Source organism: Bradyrhizobium neotropicale, from assembly GCF_001641695.1.
GTDB lineage: Bacteria > Pseudomonadota > Alphaproteobacteria > Rhizobiales > Xanthobacteraceae > Bradyrhizobium > Bradyrhizobium neotropicale.
The window spans coordinates 58576-73712 of the sequence record NZ_LSEF01000114.1; the positions used below are offsets into that span (position 1 = coordinate 58576).

The following is a 15137-nucleotide window of genomic DNA, read 5'->3' on the forward strand; positions in this document are numbered from 1 at the left end:
GCCTCCATGCGGTCAGCGACAACTGGTCAGATCGAGATGGCTCCGACAGCCAGCCCATAGATCCCGGCGCCCGCGGCGATGGCGATCGCCCCGAACAGGACGGACTCGACAGGCTTGAAGAGTCTCTCCTTGCGCTCGCGCTTGGCGATCAGGAACAGCACTGTTCCGGGTGCGTAGAGGATCGCGGACAGCAGGAGAAATTTCGGCCCGCCGGCATAAATCATGCCGGCTGCGTAGAGCGTCGCAACGGCCGCGCCGATTCCATCGGTGGTGCGGGCGCGCTCGCCGGGATCATAGGCCTCGCCGGTCGATGCGAGCTTCAAGCCGTATGCGGCGACGAGAAAGTACGGGACCAGCGTCATTGCGCTGGTCATCTTCAGGGCGAGCGTGAAGGCATATTCGGCGAACCAGCTCACGATGAGAAACGTCTGTATCACGCAGTTGGTGAGCCAGAGCGCGCCGACAGGGACCTTGCGCGCGTTCTCGCTGGCGAGAAAGGCGGGCATGGTGCGCTGGACCGCCGCCGAGTGCAGGATCTCGGCCGCTAGCAAGGACCACGACAAATAGTTGCCGAGGATCGAGATCAGCAAGGCCACGCTGATGAACACATTGCCCCAGCGGCCGACCATCGCTTCCATCACGCCCGCCATCGACGGCGTCGGCAGATCCGCAAGTTCACGTCGCGGCACGACGCCATAGGACAACAGAGTCACGAGCACGAGAAGGCAGAGGACGGTCAGAAAGCCGGTGACCGTCGCGATGCCGATGTCGGCGCGATTCCTCGCGTAGCGCGAATACACGCTCGCGCCTTCGATGCCGACGAAGACGAACACGGTAAGCAGCATCGTGCTGCGGACCTGGCTCAACACGTCCCGGACGTCCGGCTGCTCCGTTCCCCAGAAATTCGCGGAGAATAGCCCGCCGTTCAGGGCGATCGCGGCCACGACAATGAACAGCACGATCGGGATGATTTTTGCGAAAGTCGTGGCCGTGTTGAGCGCGGCCGCGCCCTTGATGCCGCGCAGCACCAGAACATGCACGCTCCACAGCAGCAGTGACGCCGAAGCGATCGCGGTCGGCGTCGTGCCGTCGCCGAAAATGGGGAAAAATTGCCCGAGCGTGGCCTTGATCAAAATGAGGCAGGCGACGTCGGCGAGGCAACAGCCGATCCAATAGCCGGCGGCGGACGCAAAGCCGATATAGTCACCGAAGCCGGCCTTGGCGTAGGCGTAAATGCCGGCATCGAGCTCTGGCTTGCGCCGGGACAGCGACTGGAACACGAAGGCCAGCGTCAGCATGCCGGTGCCCGCAATCATCCAGGCGATGATCGCACCGAGAGCGCCGGTGGTTCGTCCGAACTGGGCTGGCAATGCGAAGATGCCGGAGCCGACCATCGATCCGATCACAAGCGCAATCAGTGCGTTGCGCGAAAGTCTCTGATCGGCCTCGTTCGCCGAAGCAGGCATGATGGATGGCCTTCCAATCCGAGGCGGCCGCACATCCGGCCGACCCCGGCGAAGACCTTAGAGGTCCGTTCCGAGGGCGCACATCAGGGTTTCTCTGTAGGCAGCAGGGCAGGAAATCGGCGGACGCGCGGGGCCTCAGGGCTTTGGAAGCGATGCGGTCGCGCTGTCCTCGTTCGCGCAGCGGGAGGCGGATACCGCACTCTGCGCGACAAGAACGAAACTGCCACGGAAGAATTCGCCGGACTTGGCAAGCTCGGCGGCGAGGCGCCTGGCATGCTGGACAGCTGCGTCCTGCCCGGCGTATTCGCATCCGATCCCGTCGGCCGAGAGGCCGTATTTGTCGGCGATGTGGAAGAAAAAGCGCATGCCTGCCGAATAGGCCGGCCCGCGGCCGCCCTCCAGTGACAAAGGTGTAAGGTGCCTCAGCCAAAGGGCTTAGGGCGCTGAGAAGGTTCCCGGCTTGCGGATTGGTAACGCGATGCTGCGGCCGCTCGGGCGCCGCCGGCGACTGCATCGGAAGAGGGTGGTTTTCACCGCGCGAGTTCGGGTGATTGTCCTATGTTCCCTCACGGGCGGGCAGCCTAGCGTGGCCTCGCAGGGCGGGCACCAGAGGAGGCAAGCGATGTCGAATTACGATCACAATTTGACGGCCGCGGATACCGCCAGCGGCCAGATCGCGGTGGACGCCGGACTGCGCGACTACATGCTGCGAATCTACACCTACATGGCCGCAGGCGTAGGCTTGACCGCCGTCGTCGCCGGGGTGACTTATCAAGTCATGGGTCCTGCACTGCTGCAGAGCCCGCTGATGTGGGTTTTCATCCTGGCGCCGCTCGCGCTGGTGTTCTTCATCGGCACGCGCATCAACACGCTGTCGGTGTCGACGGCGCGGCTGGTGTTCTTCCTTTATGCAGCACTGGTCGGCATATCGCTCTCGATATTGCTGCACATCTATACCAGCTCGTCGATCACCCGCGTCTTCTTCATCGCAGCCGCGACGTTCGGGGCGCTCAGTCTCCTCGGCTACACCACCCGGCGCGACCTCTCGGGATTTGGCACCTTCCTGTTCATGGGCCTGATCGGAATCATCATTGCGAGCCTCGTCAACCTGTTCCTGCAGTCGACCGGGCTGGACTGGCTGATCTCGATCGTGGGCGTCGGCGTGTTTGCGGGACTTACAGCCTACGATACGCAGCGGATCAAGGCGATGTACGACAGCGCGGATGACCACACCACAGCAGGCCGCAAGTCGGTCATTGCCGCGCTGTCGCTCTATCTCAATTTCCTCAACCTGTTCCTGATGCTGCTGCGTCTTGCGGGCGGCCGCCGCTGAGACCGGAGGTGCGGCGGCTCACGCCGCCGGCCGCTCCACCGCGCTGGCGAGTGCGTCGCGCAGCATCTTTTCCTTGGTCTCATCAAACGATGTCTTGAGCACGACGCCGCCGGCGTCCTTGATCTCGTTGATCACCTTGTCTGCGGTCATGTGCTTGATCAGGACGAAAAGGGCCGCGCTGCCGGGCTGGAGGCTGGCTGACAGGCTCTTCATGAAGGAATCGTCGATGCCGAAGTCCGTCAGCGCGCCGCCCAGCGCACCCGACGCCGCGCCCACGGCGACCCCGAGAATCGGATTGAGAAAGAGGACACCGATGAGGAGGCCCCAGAAGCTTCCTGTCATCGCGCCCATGGCGGTCGTGTTGACGAGCTGATTGAGCTTGATGCCGCCCTGATCCGTTTTCACGGCGATCACGGCGTCGCTGATCGTGATCAGATATTCCTTCTGCAGCTTGAGCAATCGCTGGCGTACTTCTTCTGCTTTCGCCTCGGACGGATATACGATCGCGACCAGATCGGACATGGAGACCTCCCGTTGGGTCGAGAAAAGGCGGACCGGAACATTCTCTCGCTGACGGTACCGAGCAAGCGGCACTTCCGCGATCGGAGGAAACCCTTGGCCGTCGCGGATGAATGTCCCAATGGACGAATGCGCAGAAATCCCTTGGTTCCACGGGCTCGGTCGAGGTGTCCTCAATTCGCCGCCAACATCAATGCGGCGAGCAGCAACGCCACGACGAGCAGGGAGATGCCCGCCATGGGCCACTGACGAAGGACGTCGTCACTTCGTTCGACAAGCCTGCCGAATTCAATACCGGCGCGCCGCAACGGACGGGCTGCGCTCGCGAGCGCCTTCCAGGTCGTTGAAGATGCGAGCGGATGCGGCCAGGGACTGAGCAGAATCGCCAGCACCGCGCCCCCGAGGACAGGCAACAGCAGTTTGGAGAGCGATTCGATGCCGAAGACCTTCGGTGCCGTACCAAACGGAACGGGCAGATACGGGTCCCAGGGCACGAGACCGAGCAAAAGCGAGCAGAGCGCCAGGGCAAGCGCCGCCAGGTCCTGATTGCGCGATGCCGGACCTGTCACGGCAATTGACACGTCCGAACCCGCCAGCGCGTGCGCCAGAACCAGCACGACATAAGCGGCCGTAAACATCCCGCCCGCCTGGAGCACGACCGCCCACCACCACTGCCCGCTCTCCTCTGCTGCCTGGAGCAACAGATCCTTCGCAAGGGAAGCACCGCTCGGAGGTACGCCCATCAGCGCGATTCCTCCCAGCGCAAAGGCCAGCAAGCTCATAGGCCGTGCTCGCGCGATGCCGCGCAACTCCGTGATGCGATCGTGACCCAGTGCCACGTAGATCGATCCGACGGCCATGAACATCGCCGCTTTTGCGGTGGCATGGGAGACAGCCTGCAGCAGACCGCCTGCCAAGGCTTCGTCACTCTCGAGCCTCCCCGAGGCATCGAATGCAAGTGGGAACATCAAGAAGAGATACCCGATCTGCGCCAATGTCGAATACGCGATGAGGAGCTTCAGGCGTTCTTGCCACAGAGCGACAACGCTCCCGAATACGATTGCTGCCGTTCCCATCGTCGCGAGCAATTGCGTGGCGGCGAAGCCGGGCAAGGCGGGCATAACGTTGAACCAGAGCCGTATGATGATGAAGAAGGATCCCTTCACGACCAGGCCAGACAAGATCGCGCTCGCCGCCGCCGGTGCACCGGCGTGAGCGGGCGGCAGCCAAAGATGCAGCGGAAAGAGCGCGGTCTTGGCGAGAAGACCCGTTGTCATCAATGCCGCCGCGACGAGTGCGGCCGCCTCCGCACTGACGCGCCGCGACAACAGCACGATGTCAAGTGTGCCGTAGAGACCATAGAGCAGTGCCGTACCCAGCAAGTAGAGAACGGAACCGAGCAGCGCGAAGATCAGATATCGCAGCGCTGCTCGCAGCGTCTCGGCGCGGCCATCGAGCGAGACCAGCGGCACGGCGGCAAACGTCAGCAGTTCGAGGGCAACATAGAGCGTGAAGAGGTCCCCGCCGATGAAGATCGTGTTCAACGCCCCCCAGATTGCCAGCAGCAGGACCCAGAATGCGAACGGCGCGCGTGTTTCGGCTGCCGCTGGACAAAAATCGGTCGTGGCAAAAACGGCAATCGCTGAGATTACGAGTGCCGTCGTCGCGAGCATCACAGCTGACAAGCCGTCCCCGCGCAGCGCCACACCCAGCGGCGGCGGCCAGGCGCCGAGCAGGTAGACGAGGGGGCCATCGCTCTGCGGCAGGATCGCGAGGGTGGCTGCGGCAATCGCCAATCCAAGCGGAACGACTGCGAACGCGACCAGCCGGACGTAACGGTCGCCGAGAACGAAGGCCAGCAAAACGCCTGACACCGGGACCACGATCGATAGCACCAGCAGGAAACCGCCCGTAGTTGTTGCCGCCTCCAGCGCTGTGGGATGGAGTAGCATCAGTCACCGGACGGATCGGGGCCAGCCCCCGTAGGTGCGCCACTGCGCAGCGTCGTGGAGCCAGCGGTCTGGAACAACCGCAGCAACAAGGCGATCGCCAAAGCCGTCGCAGAAAACGCGACGACGACGCCGGTAATCACCAGGGCCTGTGGCACCGGATCATTGCCAAAGCCCGCTGCCGCGCCCCGCCGTCCTATGATTCCGAACAGAAGGAATACGCCGCTGCCCAGCAGGTTGAATGCGATGATCTTGCGAAGCGGCTGCGGATTTGTAATCAGGCCATATAGCCCAAGCCCGACCGCGGCGGCAGCGCACAATCCGAATACCGTCACGCTGCTCATCGTTGCTCGCTCCGTTCCGGTGCGCCGGCGAGCAGCAGGCCAAGCGTTGCCGCGATCGTCAGGATCATGGCGACCTCGATACCGAGAATCAGGGGCTTGGCTAGCGCGAGCGGATAGGCAAGGAACGCCGGACCAAGACAAAGCCCTCCGATGCCAACGACAAGGAACAGGCCAGGTCCGGCCACCAAGATGAACCGTAGCCGCCGACTGCTCACCGGTGGCGTGTCCGTCAATCCGGCCATGACGACGAGAAGCCACATGGACGCGAGAATCGCGCCACCCTGAAAAGCTCCGCCGGGGTGGTCGGCTCCCGTCCAAAAGATATAGATGCCGACGACGATACCGACTGACGGCAACAGGCGCGCAAGAAAGGCGAGAACGCCATGGGGATCGGCCTCGTGGCGCGGCCCCGGACGGCCTCCCCAGGCCGGGTCCGACGCAAGCGACCAAACACCGACGATGGCCAGCAGGAGCACGACTTTCTCGAGCATGGTATCCATCGCGCGGAATGCCATGAGCACGTTGGTCACGGGGTTGGCCAGTCCTGTCGCCCATGCTTTCGCGACGGCGGCCGGAGCAAGCGTTGGTGCCGGATCGGGCAGGAGCAATATCGCGGCGACGAGTGCCGCCGCGATCAACGAGGACAGTGCGGCCGCGCACAGGCGCACCAACTTGCACGGCGTTTCCACGGCTGTCGGATCGGCATTCCGCAGCCGTGCGGCTGCGCCCAACAGCAGTACGCCACCCAAGCCTCCGCCAATTGCGGCCTCCGTCAGCGCGACATCGACGGCGTCGAGACGCACCCAGATCAGCGCGACCAGCAATCCGTAGGCAACGAAACCGACCGTTGCCGAATAGGTTTCGGGGACGGCGATAGTCCAAATGGCGAGGCCCAGTACCACGGCGGCGAGCACGATCTCGAAGACCGTCGCGATGCTCATGGTGCCGGCCCGCCTTGACGCGCGGTGCGTGCGATCAGTTGGGAGACCGTCGCGCCCGCGAGGAGTCCGAGCAGCCAGATGCTGATCAATTTCAACCCGCCGCGGAGACTCCCTGCTTGCGGCAGCAGCCCAAGCACGACAAGACCCAGGCCGAGATTGTCCGCTTTGGTGAGCGCGTGCAGACGAGTAAGCGTATTGGGGAAGCGAAGCAGGCCGACGGTGCCGGCCAGAAAGAAGAACGCGCCGGCCGACACTGCCACAATCGTCATCATGTCGCGTGCGAGGCTCATTTGTCCTCCGTTGATCCGGCTCCATCGGCCTCGAAGCGGGAAAGCCCCTTCTTGACGAACGCGATGGACGCGAAGGTGGCGAGGAGTGCCAAAGTCAACGCCACGTCGATTGCAGCGGGTACGCCCGCTATGGTGCCGAGCAGAAGCAGTACGGCAATACCTGCGGTCCCGATCAGCTGCGCGGCCATCATGCGGTCAGCGTCTCCCGGACCACGGAGGATCGACACGAGCCCTAGAGCCAGCATTGCCAGAATGAAACCGACTGCGGCAGTGAGGAACTCAGTCATTGTAGAGCGCTCGGATCAAGGCCGCTTCCTCTGCAGCAAGCTCTGTCATCACCGGCTGTTCAATGTCGAGGCAGTGATAGATGAGGTGATCGTTCTCCTCTCCGGTTGGCACAGTGCCGGGCAGCAGGCTGGTGAGCGTTGCGAACACGTTGCGACGTACGCCGCGTGAAAGACGGGTTGGATAGGCCGCAAATCCCGGGCGCAGGGGCAATCGAGGATCGAGCGCGCGCCTTGCGACGTCTGCTCCGGCAACGACGGAGTGGTACAGGAAAAGCAATGCCAGTCGAGCGATGGCGCGAGGTGAGCGCCGCGAGGTGCTGGGTTCCAGCAGGTACAAGCTAGTCCAGGTCGCTGCGACAACGGCGGCTGCGGCGGCAGGAATATCTCCGAAATTGGCGCCAGCTAGCACGAGCCAGAGGCACAGGAACCACGCCGCTCGGAAAGTCGCGCTCGCCCACAATGACCCCATGGATCTCCCACTCCATTTCCAGGTACGGGACTATCTCGCGCCTGGCGCTCAGCGCAAATTCCGTGGTCAGCTCCGCCGATGACATAAGGCATCGTCTGCGCGCGGCTGGCATTGCCTCGCGGCATCGCTTCACTTGAAGATCGAACCGTGCGCTATCGATGTGACCGGGGATATCGGGTGATTGCCTGATCACGCATCGGGAATCCCCTGAGCGGCTGACCACGATTGCATCCGGCCGCACTGGGTAGATTTACTGATGTCTGCGCCCGCCCCCTTCGGTAAAAATACCGGGGACGATACCGGGGAAACTGTAATCTCCGGAAAGGCTCACCTGCCTGGCAACGTGTCCGGAACGCGGAGGGGCTGACGATGATTATGCGCGGCAGGCGAAGGCAGTCTCGACAGCTCTCGATATTGGCACTTGCCGCAGCGGCAACCTCGCTGCTGCTGGCAGCCTGTGGAAGGGAGGCCGAAACGAACGCCGCACCTTCGCCACGCCCGGTTCGGACCGCGACTATCGAGAAGCGCGAGTCGTCAACGCCGCTGACGTTTACAGGCCGGATCGAAGCCGAGGACGAAGTGAGTCTCGCGTTCCGGATTTCCGGACGCGTCCACGAAAATGCGACCAAGATTGGCGATCGGGTCAAGGCCGGGCAGGTGCTGGCGCGACTGGAGTCTCAAAACGAACTCAACACGCTGCGGCAGGCGCAGGCGGCACTTGCGGCTGCTCAGGGCCAGTTGACGCAGGCCCGCAATCATTTCGATCGCCAGGAGACATTGCTGGCACAGGGATGGACCACGCGCGCCAACTACGATGCCGCAACTCAGGCCCAACAGACCGCGCAGTCGCAGGTGGACGCCGCCGAGGCGCAACTCAACTCGGCGCATGATCTCGTCAGTTTCACCGAGCTCATGGCCGACGCGCCGGGTGTGATCACCGCGACGGGACCTGGCGCTGGCGAAGTCGTCCAGGCCGGGCAGATGATAGCCAAGATCGCCCGGCAGGACGGCCGCGATGCCGTCTTTGATGTTCCCGCTCAACTGATCCGATCCGGGTCGGTTGATCCGAAGGTCACGGTCAATCTGGTGGATGATTCGAAAATAGCAGCTCAAGGACGGATCCGGGAGGTCGCTGCGCAAGCCAGCCCCGTCACCCGGACCTTCGAGGTGAAGGTCGGGTTAACGGACCCTCCCGTGGCGATGCGACTTGGTGCGACCGTTGTGGGGCGGGTCGAAACGAACGCCGGGCCGACGATCGACATTCCGTCAACGGCGCTGACCAAGATGAATCAACAGCCGGCCGTCTGGATTGTCGATCCATCGACCAGCACGGTGTCGATCCGCAATGTTGATGTGTTGCGGTTCGATGAGGCGCAAGCGACTATCTCCCAGGGACTGGATACCGGCGAAGTCATCGTCACAGCCGGAGTCCAGACACTTCATCCGGGACAGAAAGTCCGTGTGCTCGGGTCGACGCCATGATCGGAGCGAACCTTTCCGATTGGGCCCTCAAGCACCGCTCGCTCGTCGTCTACATGATGATCGTTGCGGTGGTTGCGGGCGCGCTGTCCTATTTCCGGCTTGGCCGGAACGAGGATCCCGCCTTCATCATCAAGACCATGGTCGTCCAGGCGGCTTGGCCGGGTGCATCCGTGGACGAGACGATGAAGCAGGTAACGGAGCGGCTCGAACGCCAGCTTCAGGAAACGCCTCATCTGGACTTTCTGCGCAGCTTCACCCGGGCAGGCGTTACGACCATCTTTGTCAACTTGAAGGGGAGTGCCAGCGCCAAGGAGGTCTCCGACACCTGGTATGAGGTTCGAAAGACGGTTGGCGACATGAGGCACACGCTGCCTGTGGGGGTTATCGGACCCGGCTTCAACGATGATTTCGGCGATACGTTCGGCATCATCTATGGCTTTACCAGCGACGGCTTTACACAGCGCGAACTGCGTGACCGCGTCGAGGATATCCGCTCCAGGCTGCTCTTGGTGCCCGACGTGTCGAAGATCGAGTTGCTGGGAGCGCAAGACGAGGTGATCTTCGTCGAATTCTCCAAGCAGCAGCTCGCGACCCTCGGGATAGACCGGTCGGCTCTGATCGGTGCACTGCAGGCGCAAAACATCGTGCGTCCGGCCGGAACGATTGAGACCGGTTCCGAAAGCATTTCGCTTCGGGTGTCGGGAGGTTTTTCGTCCGAGCAAGATATCGCCAACATCAACTTTGCCGCCGGCGGGAAAATGCTCCGGCTGAGCGATATCGCCCGGGTACGACGCGGTTACGCCGACCCGCCCCAGCCGATGTTCCGCGTCAACGGCCAGCCGGCAATCGGGCTTGCGATTGCAATGCGGGAAGGCGGCGACATTCTCGCGCTCGGCGCAAACATCAAGAAGGTGATGGCGCAGATCACTGCAGACCTGCCGATCGGGATCGAGCCGAGCCTCGTCGCAGATCAATCCGTCGTCGTGCGCACGGCGATCGGCGAGTTCATGACGTCGCTGCTGCAGGCGATCGCGATCATACTCGCCGTGAGCTTCATCAGTCTCGGCGTTCGTCCCGGCCTCATTATCGCGCTCGCCATACCATTGACCCTCGCGATCGTGTTTCCGGTCATGGAGATCGCCCGCATCGATATGCAGCGAATATCCCTGGGCGCATTGATCATCGCCCTTGCATTGCTCGTCGACGATGCGATGACGACCACGGACGCGACGCTCACCCGTCTGGCGCAGGGCGCCAGCAAGGTCGAGGCCGCGACCTACGCTTTCCGGACCCACGCCTTCGCCATGCTCGCGGGGACGCTGGTGACGATCGCCGGGTTCATTCCGGTCGGGTTTGCGGCCAGCTCGGCGGGCGAATATACGTTCTCGCTGTTTGCCGTGGTCGCCATCGCGCTGCTCGTGTCCTGGTTCGTCGCGGTCATCTTCACGCCGTTGCTCGGAGCCGTCATTCTGGCTCCGCCAAAGCAGAAGAGCGACGATGCTCCCGGGAGGATCTACCGCCTCTATCGGAGTTTCCTCACATTTGCGATGCGCGCAAAATGGCTGACGATTCTTGTTTCGCTGGCACTCTTTATTGCATCCCTTCTCGCGCTGCCTCTCATCCCGCGCCAGTTCTTTCCGTCGTCCGATCGACCGGAGCTGCTCGTCGATCTTAGTCTGCCGCAGAATTCATCCATCTATGCAACCGAAACGGCCGCCAAGCGCCTGGACGCGAAGTTGACCGGCGATCCGGATATCGCGCACTGGAGCAGTTATGTGGGGCGCGGCGCAATTCGCTTCTATCTGCCGCTCAACGTCCAGCTGCCCAACGATTTCTTCATGCAGGCGGTTGTCGTTGCAAAGGATGTTGCGGCCCGCGAGCGGTTGCATGCGAAGCTGGATAAATTCCTGGCAGAGGAGTTTCCGGACGCCATTTCATCTGTTTCTCCACTTGAGCTCGGGCCGCCGGTTGGCTGGCCGGTGCAGTATCGGGTCAGCGGTCCCGACATAGGGCGAGTGCGTGAAATTGCGCTCCAGGTCGCGCAGATCGTTTCCGGCTATCCCGGGGCCAAGCAGGTGAATTTCGACTGGATGGAGCCCGACCGCCAGGTGCGCGTTCGCGTCGACCAGGATGAAGCGCGCCTTCTCGGATTGAGTTCGCAGGCGATAGCCAGCGTCCTGAACACGGTCATATCGGGCACCCCGGTCACCCAGGTTCGCGACGATATCTATCTGGTCAACGTCGTGGCGCGCGCAACCGACGAACAGCGTGTCTCGCTCGCCACGCTCCGCACCTTGCAGGTGCCGCTGCCGAGCGGACGGACGGTCCCGCTCAACCAGTTTGCGTCCTTCGAGTATGCGCAGGAATTTCCCCTGATCTGGCGGCGTGACCGCGTTCCAACTCTCACGGTCCAGGCTGCCATCGCCGGCGACACTCTGCCGGAAGCGGTGGTGGGCGCGCTCTCGCCTGCCATCGAGGATCTGAAAAAGACCCTGCCAGCATCGTACAATGTAGTTGTCGGCGGCACGGTGGAAGAGAGCAGGAAGTCGCAAGCGTCCGTTCTGGCCGTGGTGCCCATGATGCTATTCGTCATGTTCACGGTTCTCATGATTCAGCTGCAGAGCTTCCCGCGATTGTTCATGGTCGTGAGCGTGGCGCCGCTCGGTCTGATCGGCGTGATTGCGGCGCTGATGCTGTCCGGCAGACCATTGGGGTTCGTTGCCATCCTCGGCGTTCTGGCGCTGCTCGGCATGATCAGCAAGAACGCGGTGATCCTGATTGGCCAGATCGAAGCCGAGCGCGCGCAAGGAAAGGAAGCCTGGGAGGCCGCGGTGGACGCCAGCAGTTCTCGCTTCCGTCCGATCATGCTGACGGCCGTGTCGACCGTTCTCGGCATGATCCCCATCGCCCCGACAGTGTTCTGGGGACCGATGGCCTTTGCGATCATGGGCGGCTTGTTGGTCGCCACCGTTCTGACGCTGGTCTTCCTGCCTACATTGTATGTGGCCTGGTTCGGAGGAAAAGAGCGTGCCGACGCACACGCTGCATCCGGCCAGGCGTGATGGCGGGGGCGTGCGGGGGATTCCCGATCCTCGACTAGGTAATCACCCGATATTCCGGGCCATTCCGCAGGCGCATGGTTCAAAGCGCGGGACGAGCTGACTGGTCGAGATGTTGCTCTCCGCTTGTGGATCGAGGCCTTTCCATGACTGGGACGTCATCGCCCCAAAAGCTTTCATTGTTTGCACTGACGGCAATGGTGGTCGGCTCCATGGTCGGCTCGGGTATTTTTTCGCTGCCGCGAACGTTCGGCATCGCAACCGGCCCGTTCGGCGCCATCTTCGCCTGGTGCATCGCAGGCGGCGGCATGTACACGATGGCGCGCGTGTTTCAGTCTCTGGCCGAGCGAAAACCGGATCTCGACGCCGGTGTCTATGCCTATGCGAAGGCAGGTTTTGGCGATTATCCCGGCTTCCTGTCGGCGCTTGGCTACTGGACGGGCAGCTGCATCGGTAACGTTTCCTACTGGGTCCTCATCAAATCGACCTTGGGTGCGTTCTTTCCCGTGTTTGGTGACGGCAATACGGTCATCGCGATCATCGTTGCCTCGATCGGGATCTGGCTGTTCCACTTCATGATCCTGCGTGGCGTGCAACAGGCCGCTGCGATCAACACCGTCGTCACCATCGCCAAGATCGTGCCGATCCTGATCTTCATCGGCATCCTGATCTTCGCCTTCAAGGCCGACCTGTTCCGCGCCAACTTCTGGGGCGGCGAGGGTATGCCGGACAAGAGTCTCTTCGAGCAGATCCGCGCGACCATGCTGGTCACGGTGTTCGTGTTTCTCGGGATCGAGGGGGCCAGCGTCTATTCCCGCTATGCCAAGGAGCGGTCCGACGTCGGTGCCGCGACGATCCTGGGCTTCGTGACCGTCACGAGCCTGATGGTGCTCGTCACCATGCTGCCCTATGCCGTACTGCCGCGCGCGGAGATCGCCGACATGCGACAGCCGTCGATGGCGACGGTGCTGGAGGCAGTGGTCGGACATTGGGGCGCCGTCTTCGTCAGCATCGGACTTCTGATCTCGGTGCTAGGCGCCTATCTGGCCTGGTCGCTGATCTGCGCCGAGGTGCTCTCCGCCGCCGGACGGACCAGGGACATGCCGCGCGTGTTCGGCACCGAAAACGCCAACAAGGTGCCGGCTGCCGCGCTCTGGCTGACCAATATCGTCGTGCAGCTGTTCGTCATCAGCACCTATTGGTCCCGGGATGCCTTCGCCTTTATGCTCAATCTGACGAGCGTCATGAATCTCATTCCGTTTTTCCTGGTCGCCGCCTACGGGTTCTTGCTGGTCAAGCGAGGCGAGACCTATGAAAAGCGCCCGGACGAGCGCAGACGCGACCTGATCTTTACCGGCATCGCCGTCATCTACACGCTCTTCCTGATCTATGCGGCCGGGATGAAATACCTGCTATTGGCCGCAATCCTCTATGCCCCCGGCACAGCGCTGTATCTCTGGGCGCGCCTCGAACAGAAGGCGAAGATATTCACTCCGATCGAGTGGGTCATCTTCATCGTGGCCGCGATCGGCGCAGTGGTCGGGGTTCATGGATTGGCCACCGGCTACATCACCATCTAGGCAAGACCATCGAGCAAGGCATCTCCCATGACGACAAAGCAGACGTCGGAAGCCCCGATACCGTTCGGTGTTCATTCGGAAGTCGGCCAGCTGCGCAAGGTGATGGTCTGCGCGCCGGGTCGCGCGCATCAGCGCCTCACGCCCTCGAACTGCGACACCTTGCTGTTCGACGACGTGCTGTGGGTCGACAACGCCAAACGCGATCATTTCGATTTCGTGCAGAAGATGCGCGACCGCGGCATCGACGTGGTCGAGATGCACAATCTGCTCACCGACACCGTGGCCATTCCGGAGGCGAAGAAGTGGATTCTCGACAACCAGGTGGTTCCCAATCAGGTCGGGCTCGGCCTGATCGACGAGCTGCGCGGTTATCTGGAAAGTCTCAAGCCGCGTGAGCTGGCGGAGACCCTGATCGGCGGATTGTCGACCCACGATTTCCCCGAAGCACACGGCGGCGAGACGCTCAGGCTGATCCGCGAGGCGGCGGGCATGACCGAATATCTGCTGCCGCCGCTTCCGAACACGCTGTACACGCGGGACACCACCTGCTGGATCTATGGCGGCGTGACGCTGAATTCGCTGTTCTGGCCGGCGCGCCACGAAGAGCCGATCCTTGCCACGGCCATCTACAAGTTTCATCCGGATTTCGCCGGCAAGGTCAATGTCTGGTGGGGCGATCCAACGCAGGATCACGGCCTCGCCACGCTGGAAGGCGGCGACGTGATGCCGATCGGCAACGGCAACGTCCTGATCGGATTGAGCGAGCGCACGTCGCGACAGGCGATCAGCCAGCTTGCCGCGACCCTGTTCAGGAAGAAGGCGGCCGAGCGCGTGATCGTGGCCGCCATGCCCAAGCTCCGCGCGGCGATGCATCTCGATACCGTCTTCACCTTCGCCGACCGGGATTGCGTGCTGATCTATCCTGATATCGTCAACAGTATCACCGCATTTTCCTATCGGCCGGCCGACAATTCCTCTGGCATCGAGCTGCGCAAGGACGAGAAGCCCTTCGTGGACGTCGTCAAGGAAGCGCTTGGCCTGAAGAAGCTCCGCGTCGTGGAAACCGGCGGAAGCGCCTATTTGCGCGAGCGGACCCAGTGGGACAGCGGTGCGAACCTCGTCTGCGCCTCTCCCGGCGTCGTGTTCGCCTATGACCGCAACACCTACGCCAACACGCTGCTGCGCAAGGAGGGGATCGAGGTGATCACCATCGTCGGCGCGGAACTCGGACGAGGTCGCGGCGGCGGTCACTGCATGACATGCCCGATCACCAGGGACGCGGTCGATTACTAGGCGTCTCAGCGGAACCCCGGGGCCTTTACGAAAGATCGCATCAACCAGTGATTTAGAACAAGAACATTAACACGCCATAATCGCCGCGCAGCCTCGAGCGAATCCCGGTGTGCGTAGCAGCATCG

14 protein-coding genes are annotated in these 15137 nt (G+C 62.5%); 5 read left to right on the top strand and 9 right to left on the bottom strand.

Annotation, left to right across the window (positions count from 1 at the left end; genetic code table 11):
• Positions 1–26 precede the first annotated feature (26 nt).
• Positions 27–1466: a basic amino acid/polyamine antiporter gene (locus AXW67_RS37255; protein ID WP_063681911.1), complete on the bottom strand. Its 1440-nt coding sequence runs from the start codon at positions 1464–1466 to the stop codon at positions 27–29.
• Positions 1467–1601: 135 nt separating this feature from the next.
• Positions 1602–1832 carry a DUF6894 family protein gene (locus AXW67_RS37260; RefSeq protein ID WP_027556582.1) on the bottom strand — a complete coding sequence of 77 codons (231 nt, stop codon included), beginning with the start codon at positions 1830–1832 and terminating at the stop codon, positions 1602–1604.
• A gap of 256 nt (positions 1833–2088) precedes the next feature.
• Between AXW67_RS37260 and AXW67_RS37265 the strand changes: the two genes are divergently transcribed.
• Positions 2089–2799 carry a Bax inhibitor-1/YccA family protein gene (locus AXW67_RS37265; RefSeq protein ID WP_063681912.1) on the top strand — a complete coding sequence of 237 codons (711 nt, stop codon included), beginning with the start codon at positions 2089–2091 and terminating at the stop codon, positions 2797–2799.
• An 18-nt stretch (positions 2800–2817) separates the two neighbouring features.
• Here AXW67_RS37265 and AXW67_RS37270 read toward each other — a convergent pair whose 3' ends face one another.
• The 7 genes from AXW67_RS37270 to AXW67_RS37300 all read right to left on the bottom strand — a co-directional run bounded on the left by AXW67_RS37270 (position 2818) and on the right by AXW67_RS37300 (position 7598).
• Entirely contained in the window at positions 2818–3321 is a 504-nt protein-coding gene (locus AXW67_RS37270) for a DUF1269 domain-containing protein (RefSeq protein WP_027556584.1), read from the bottom strand.
• A 170-nt stretch (positions 3322–3491) separates the two neighbouring features.
• Positions 3492–5270: a complex I subunit 5 family protein gene (locus tag AXW67_RS37275; protein WP_063681913.1), complete on the bottom strand. Its 1779-nt coding sequence runs from the start codon at positions 5268–5270 to the stop codon at positions 3492–3494.
• Positions 5270–5611, bottom strand: a complete 342-nt coding sequence (locus AXW67_RS37280; protein ID WP_027556586.1) for an NADH-quinone oxidoreductase subunit K — start codon at positions 5609–5611, stop codon at positions 5270–5272. Before AXW67_RS37280 ends, AXW67_RS37275 begins: the two co-directional genes overlap by 1 nt.
• Complete coding sequence (locus AXW67_RS37285) at positions 5608–6525, bottom strand: hydrogenase subunit MbhD domain-containing protein (protein ID WP_245315849.1); 918 nt, start codon at positions 6523–6525, stop codon at positions 5608–5610. The genes AXW67_RS37280 and AXW67_RS37285 overlap by 4 nt, the downstream gene beginning before the upstream one ends.
• Before the next feature lie 23 nt (positions 6526–6548).
• The gene (locus AXW67_RS37290) at positions 6549–6842 is read right to left on the bottom strand and encodes a monovalent cation/H(+) antiporter subunit G (protein WP_027556588.1); all 294 of its coding nucleotides are present in this window, start codon (positions 6840–6842) and stop codon (positions 6549–6551) included.
• Positions 6839–7129 (bottom strand): MrpF/PhaF family protein, encoded by a 291-nt coding sequence (locus AXW67_RS37295; RefSeq protein WP_027556589.1) that lies wholly within the window; start codon positions 7127–7129, stop codon positions 6839–6841. The genes AXW67_RS37290 and AXW67_RS37295 overlap by 4 nt, the downstream gene beginning before the upstream one ends.
• Positions 7122–7598, bottom strand: coding sequence for a Na+/H+ antiporter subunit E (locus AXW67_RS37300; RefSeq protein WP_063681915.1), 477 nt, complete (start codon positions 7596–7598; stop codon positions 7122–7124). Before AXW67_RS37300 ends, AXW67_RS37295 begins: the two co-directional genes overlap by 8 nt.
• Positions 7599–7973: 375 nt before the next feature.
• Here AXW67_RS37300 and AXW67_RS37305 point away from each other — a divergent pair, with 375 nt between their 5' ends.
• From AXW67_RS37305 to arcA, 4 genes are all read left to right on the top strand, one after another.
• Positions 7974–9080, top strand: coding sequence for an efflux RND transporter periplasmic adaptor subunit (locus AXW67_RS37305; protein ID WP_082908176.1), 1107 nt, complete (start codon positions 7974–7976; stop codon positions 9078–9080).
• Positions 9077–12142 carry an efflux RND transporter permease subunit gene (locus tag AXW67_RS37310; protein ID WP_063681916.1) on the top strand — a complete coding sequence of 1022 codons (3066 nt, stop codon included), beginning with the start codon at positions 9077–9079 and terminating at the stop codon, positions 12140–12142. The genes AXW67_RS37305 and AXW67_RS37310 overlap by 4 nt, the downstream gene beginning before the upstream one ends.
• A gap of 143 nt (positions 12143–12285) precedes the next feature.
• Positions 12286–13719, top strand: a complete 1434-nt coding sequence (locus AXW67_RS37315) for a basic amino acid/polyamine antiporter (protein WP_027556592.1) — start codon at positions 12286–12288, stop codon at positions 13717–13719.
• A 27-nt stretch (positions 13720–13746) separates the two neighbouring features.
• Positions 13747–15012, top strand: a complete 1266-nt coding sequence (gene arcA / locus AXW67_RS37320) for an arginine deiminase (RefSeq protein WP_063681917.1) — start codon at positions 13747–13749, stop codon at positions 15010–15012.
• The last annotated feature ends 125 nt before the right edge of the window (positions 15013–15137 follow it).

What these genes read in the sequence shown, in the direction of transcription:
- AXW67_RS37260 (WP_027556582.1), bottom strand. Translation starts at nt 1,832, where the DNA reads ATGCGCTTTTTCTTCCACATCGCCGACAAATACGGCCTCTCGGCCGAC.
- arcA (WP_063681917.1), top strand. Translation starts at nt 13,747, where the DNA reads ATGACGACAAAGCAGACGTCGGAAGCCCCGATACCGTTCGGTGTTCAT.
- AXW67_RS37280 (WP_027556586.1), bottom strand. Translation starts at nt 5,611, where the DNA reads ATGAGCAGCGTGACGGTATTCGGATTGTGCGCTGCCGCCGCGGTCGGG.
- AXW67_RS37290 (WP_027556588.1), bottom strand. Translation starts at nt 6,842, where the DNA reads ATGAGCCTCGCACGCGACATGATGACGATTGTGGCAGTGTCGGCCGGC.
- AXW67_RS37300 (WP_063681915.1), bottom strand. Translation starts at nt 7,598, where the DNA reads ATGGGGTCATTGTGGGCGAGCGCGACTTTCCGAGCGGCGTGGTTCCTG.
- AXW67_RS37255 (WP_063681911.1), bottom strand. Translation starts at nt 1,466, where the DNA reads ATGCCTGCTTCGGCGAACGAGGCCGATCAGAGACTTTCGCGCAACGCA.
- AXW67_RS37305 (WP_082908176.1), top strand. Translation starts at nt 7,974, where the DNA reads ATGCGCGGCAGGCGAAGGCAGTCTCGACAGCTCTCGATATTGGCACTT.
- AXW67_RS37315 (WP_027556592.1), top strand. Translation starts at nt 12,286, where the DNA reads ATGACTGGGACGTCATCGCCCCAAAAGCTTTCATTGTTTGCACTGACG.
- AXW67_RS37270 (WP_027556584.1), bottom strand. Translation starts at nt 3,321, where the DNA reads ATGTCCGATCTGGTCGCGATCGTATATCCGTCCGAGGCGAAAGCAGAA.
- AXW67_RS37295 (WP_027556589.1), bottom strand. Translation starts at nt 7,129, where the DNA reads ATGACTGAGTTCCTCACTGCCGCAGTCGGTTTCATTCTGGCAATGCTG.
- AXW67_RS37275 (WP_063681913.1), bottom strand. Translation starts at nt 5,270, where the DNA reads ATGCTACTCCATCCCACAGCGCTGGAGGCGGCAACAACTACGGGCGGT.
- AXW67_RS37265 (WP_063681912.1), top strand. Translation starts at nt 2,089, where the DNA reads ATGTCGAATTACGATCACAATTTGACGGCCGCGGATACCGCCAGCGGC.
- AXW67_RS37310 (WP_063681916.1), top strand. Translation starts at nt 9,077, where the DNA reads ATGATCGGAGCGAACCTTTCCGATTGGGCCCTCAAGCACCGCTCGCTC.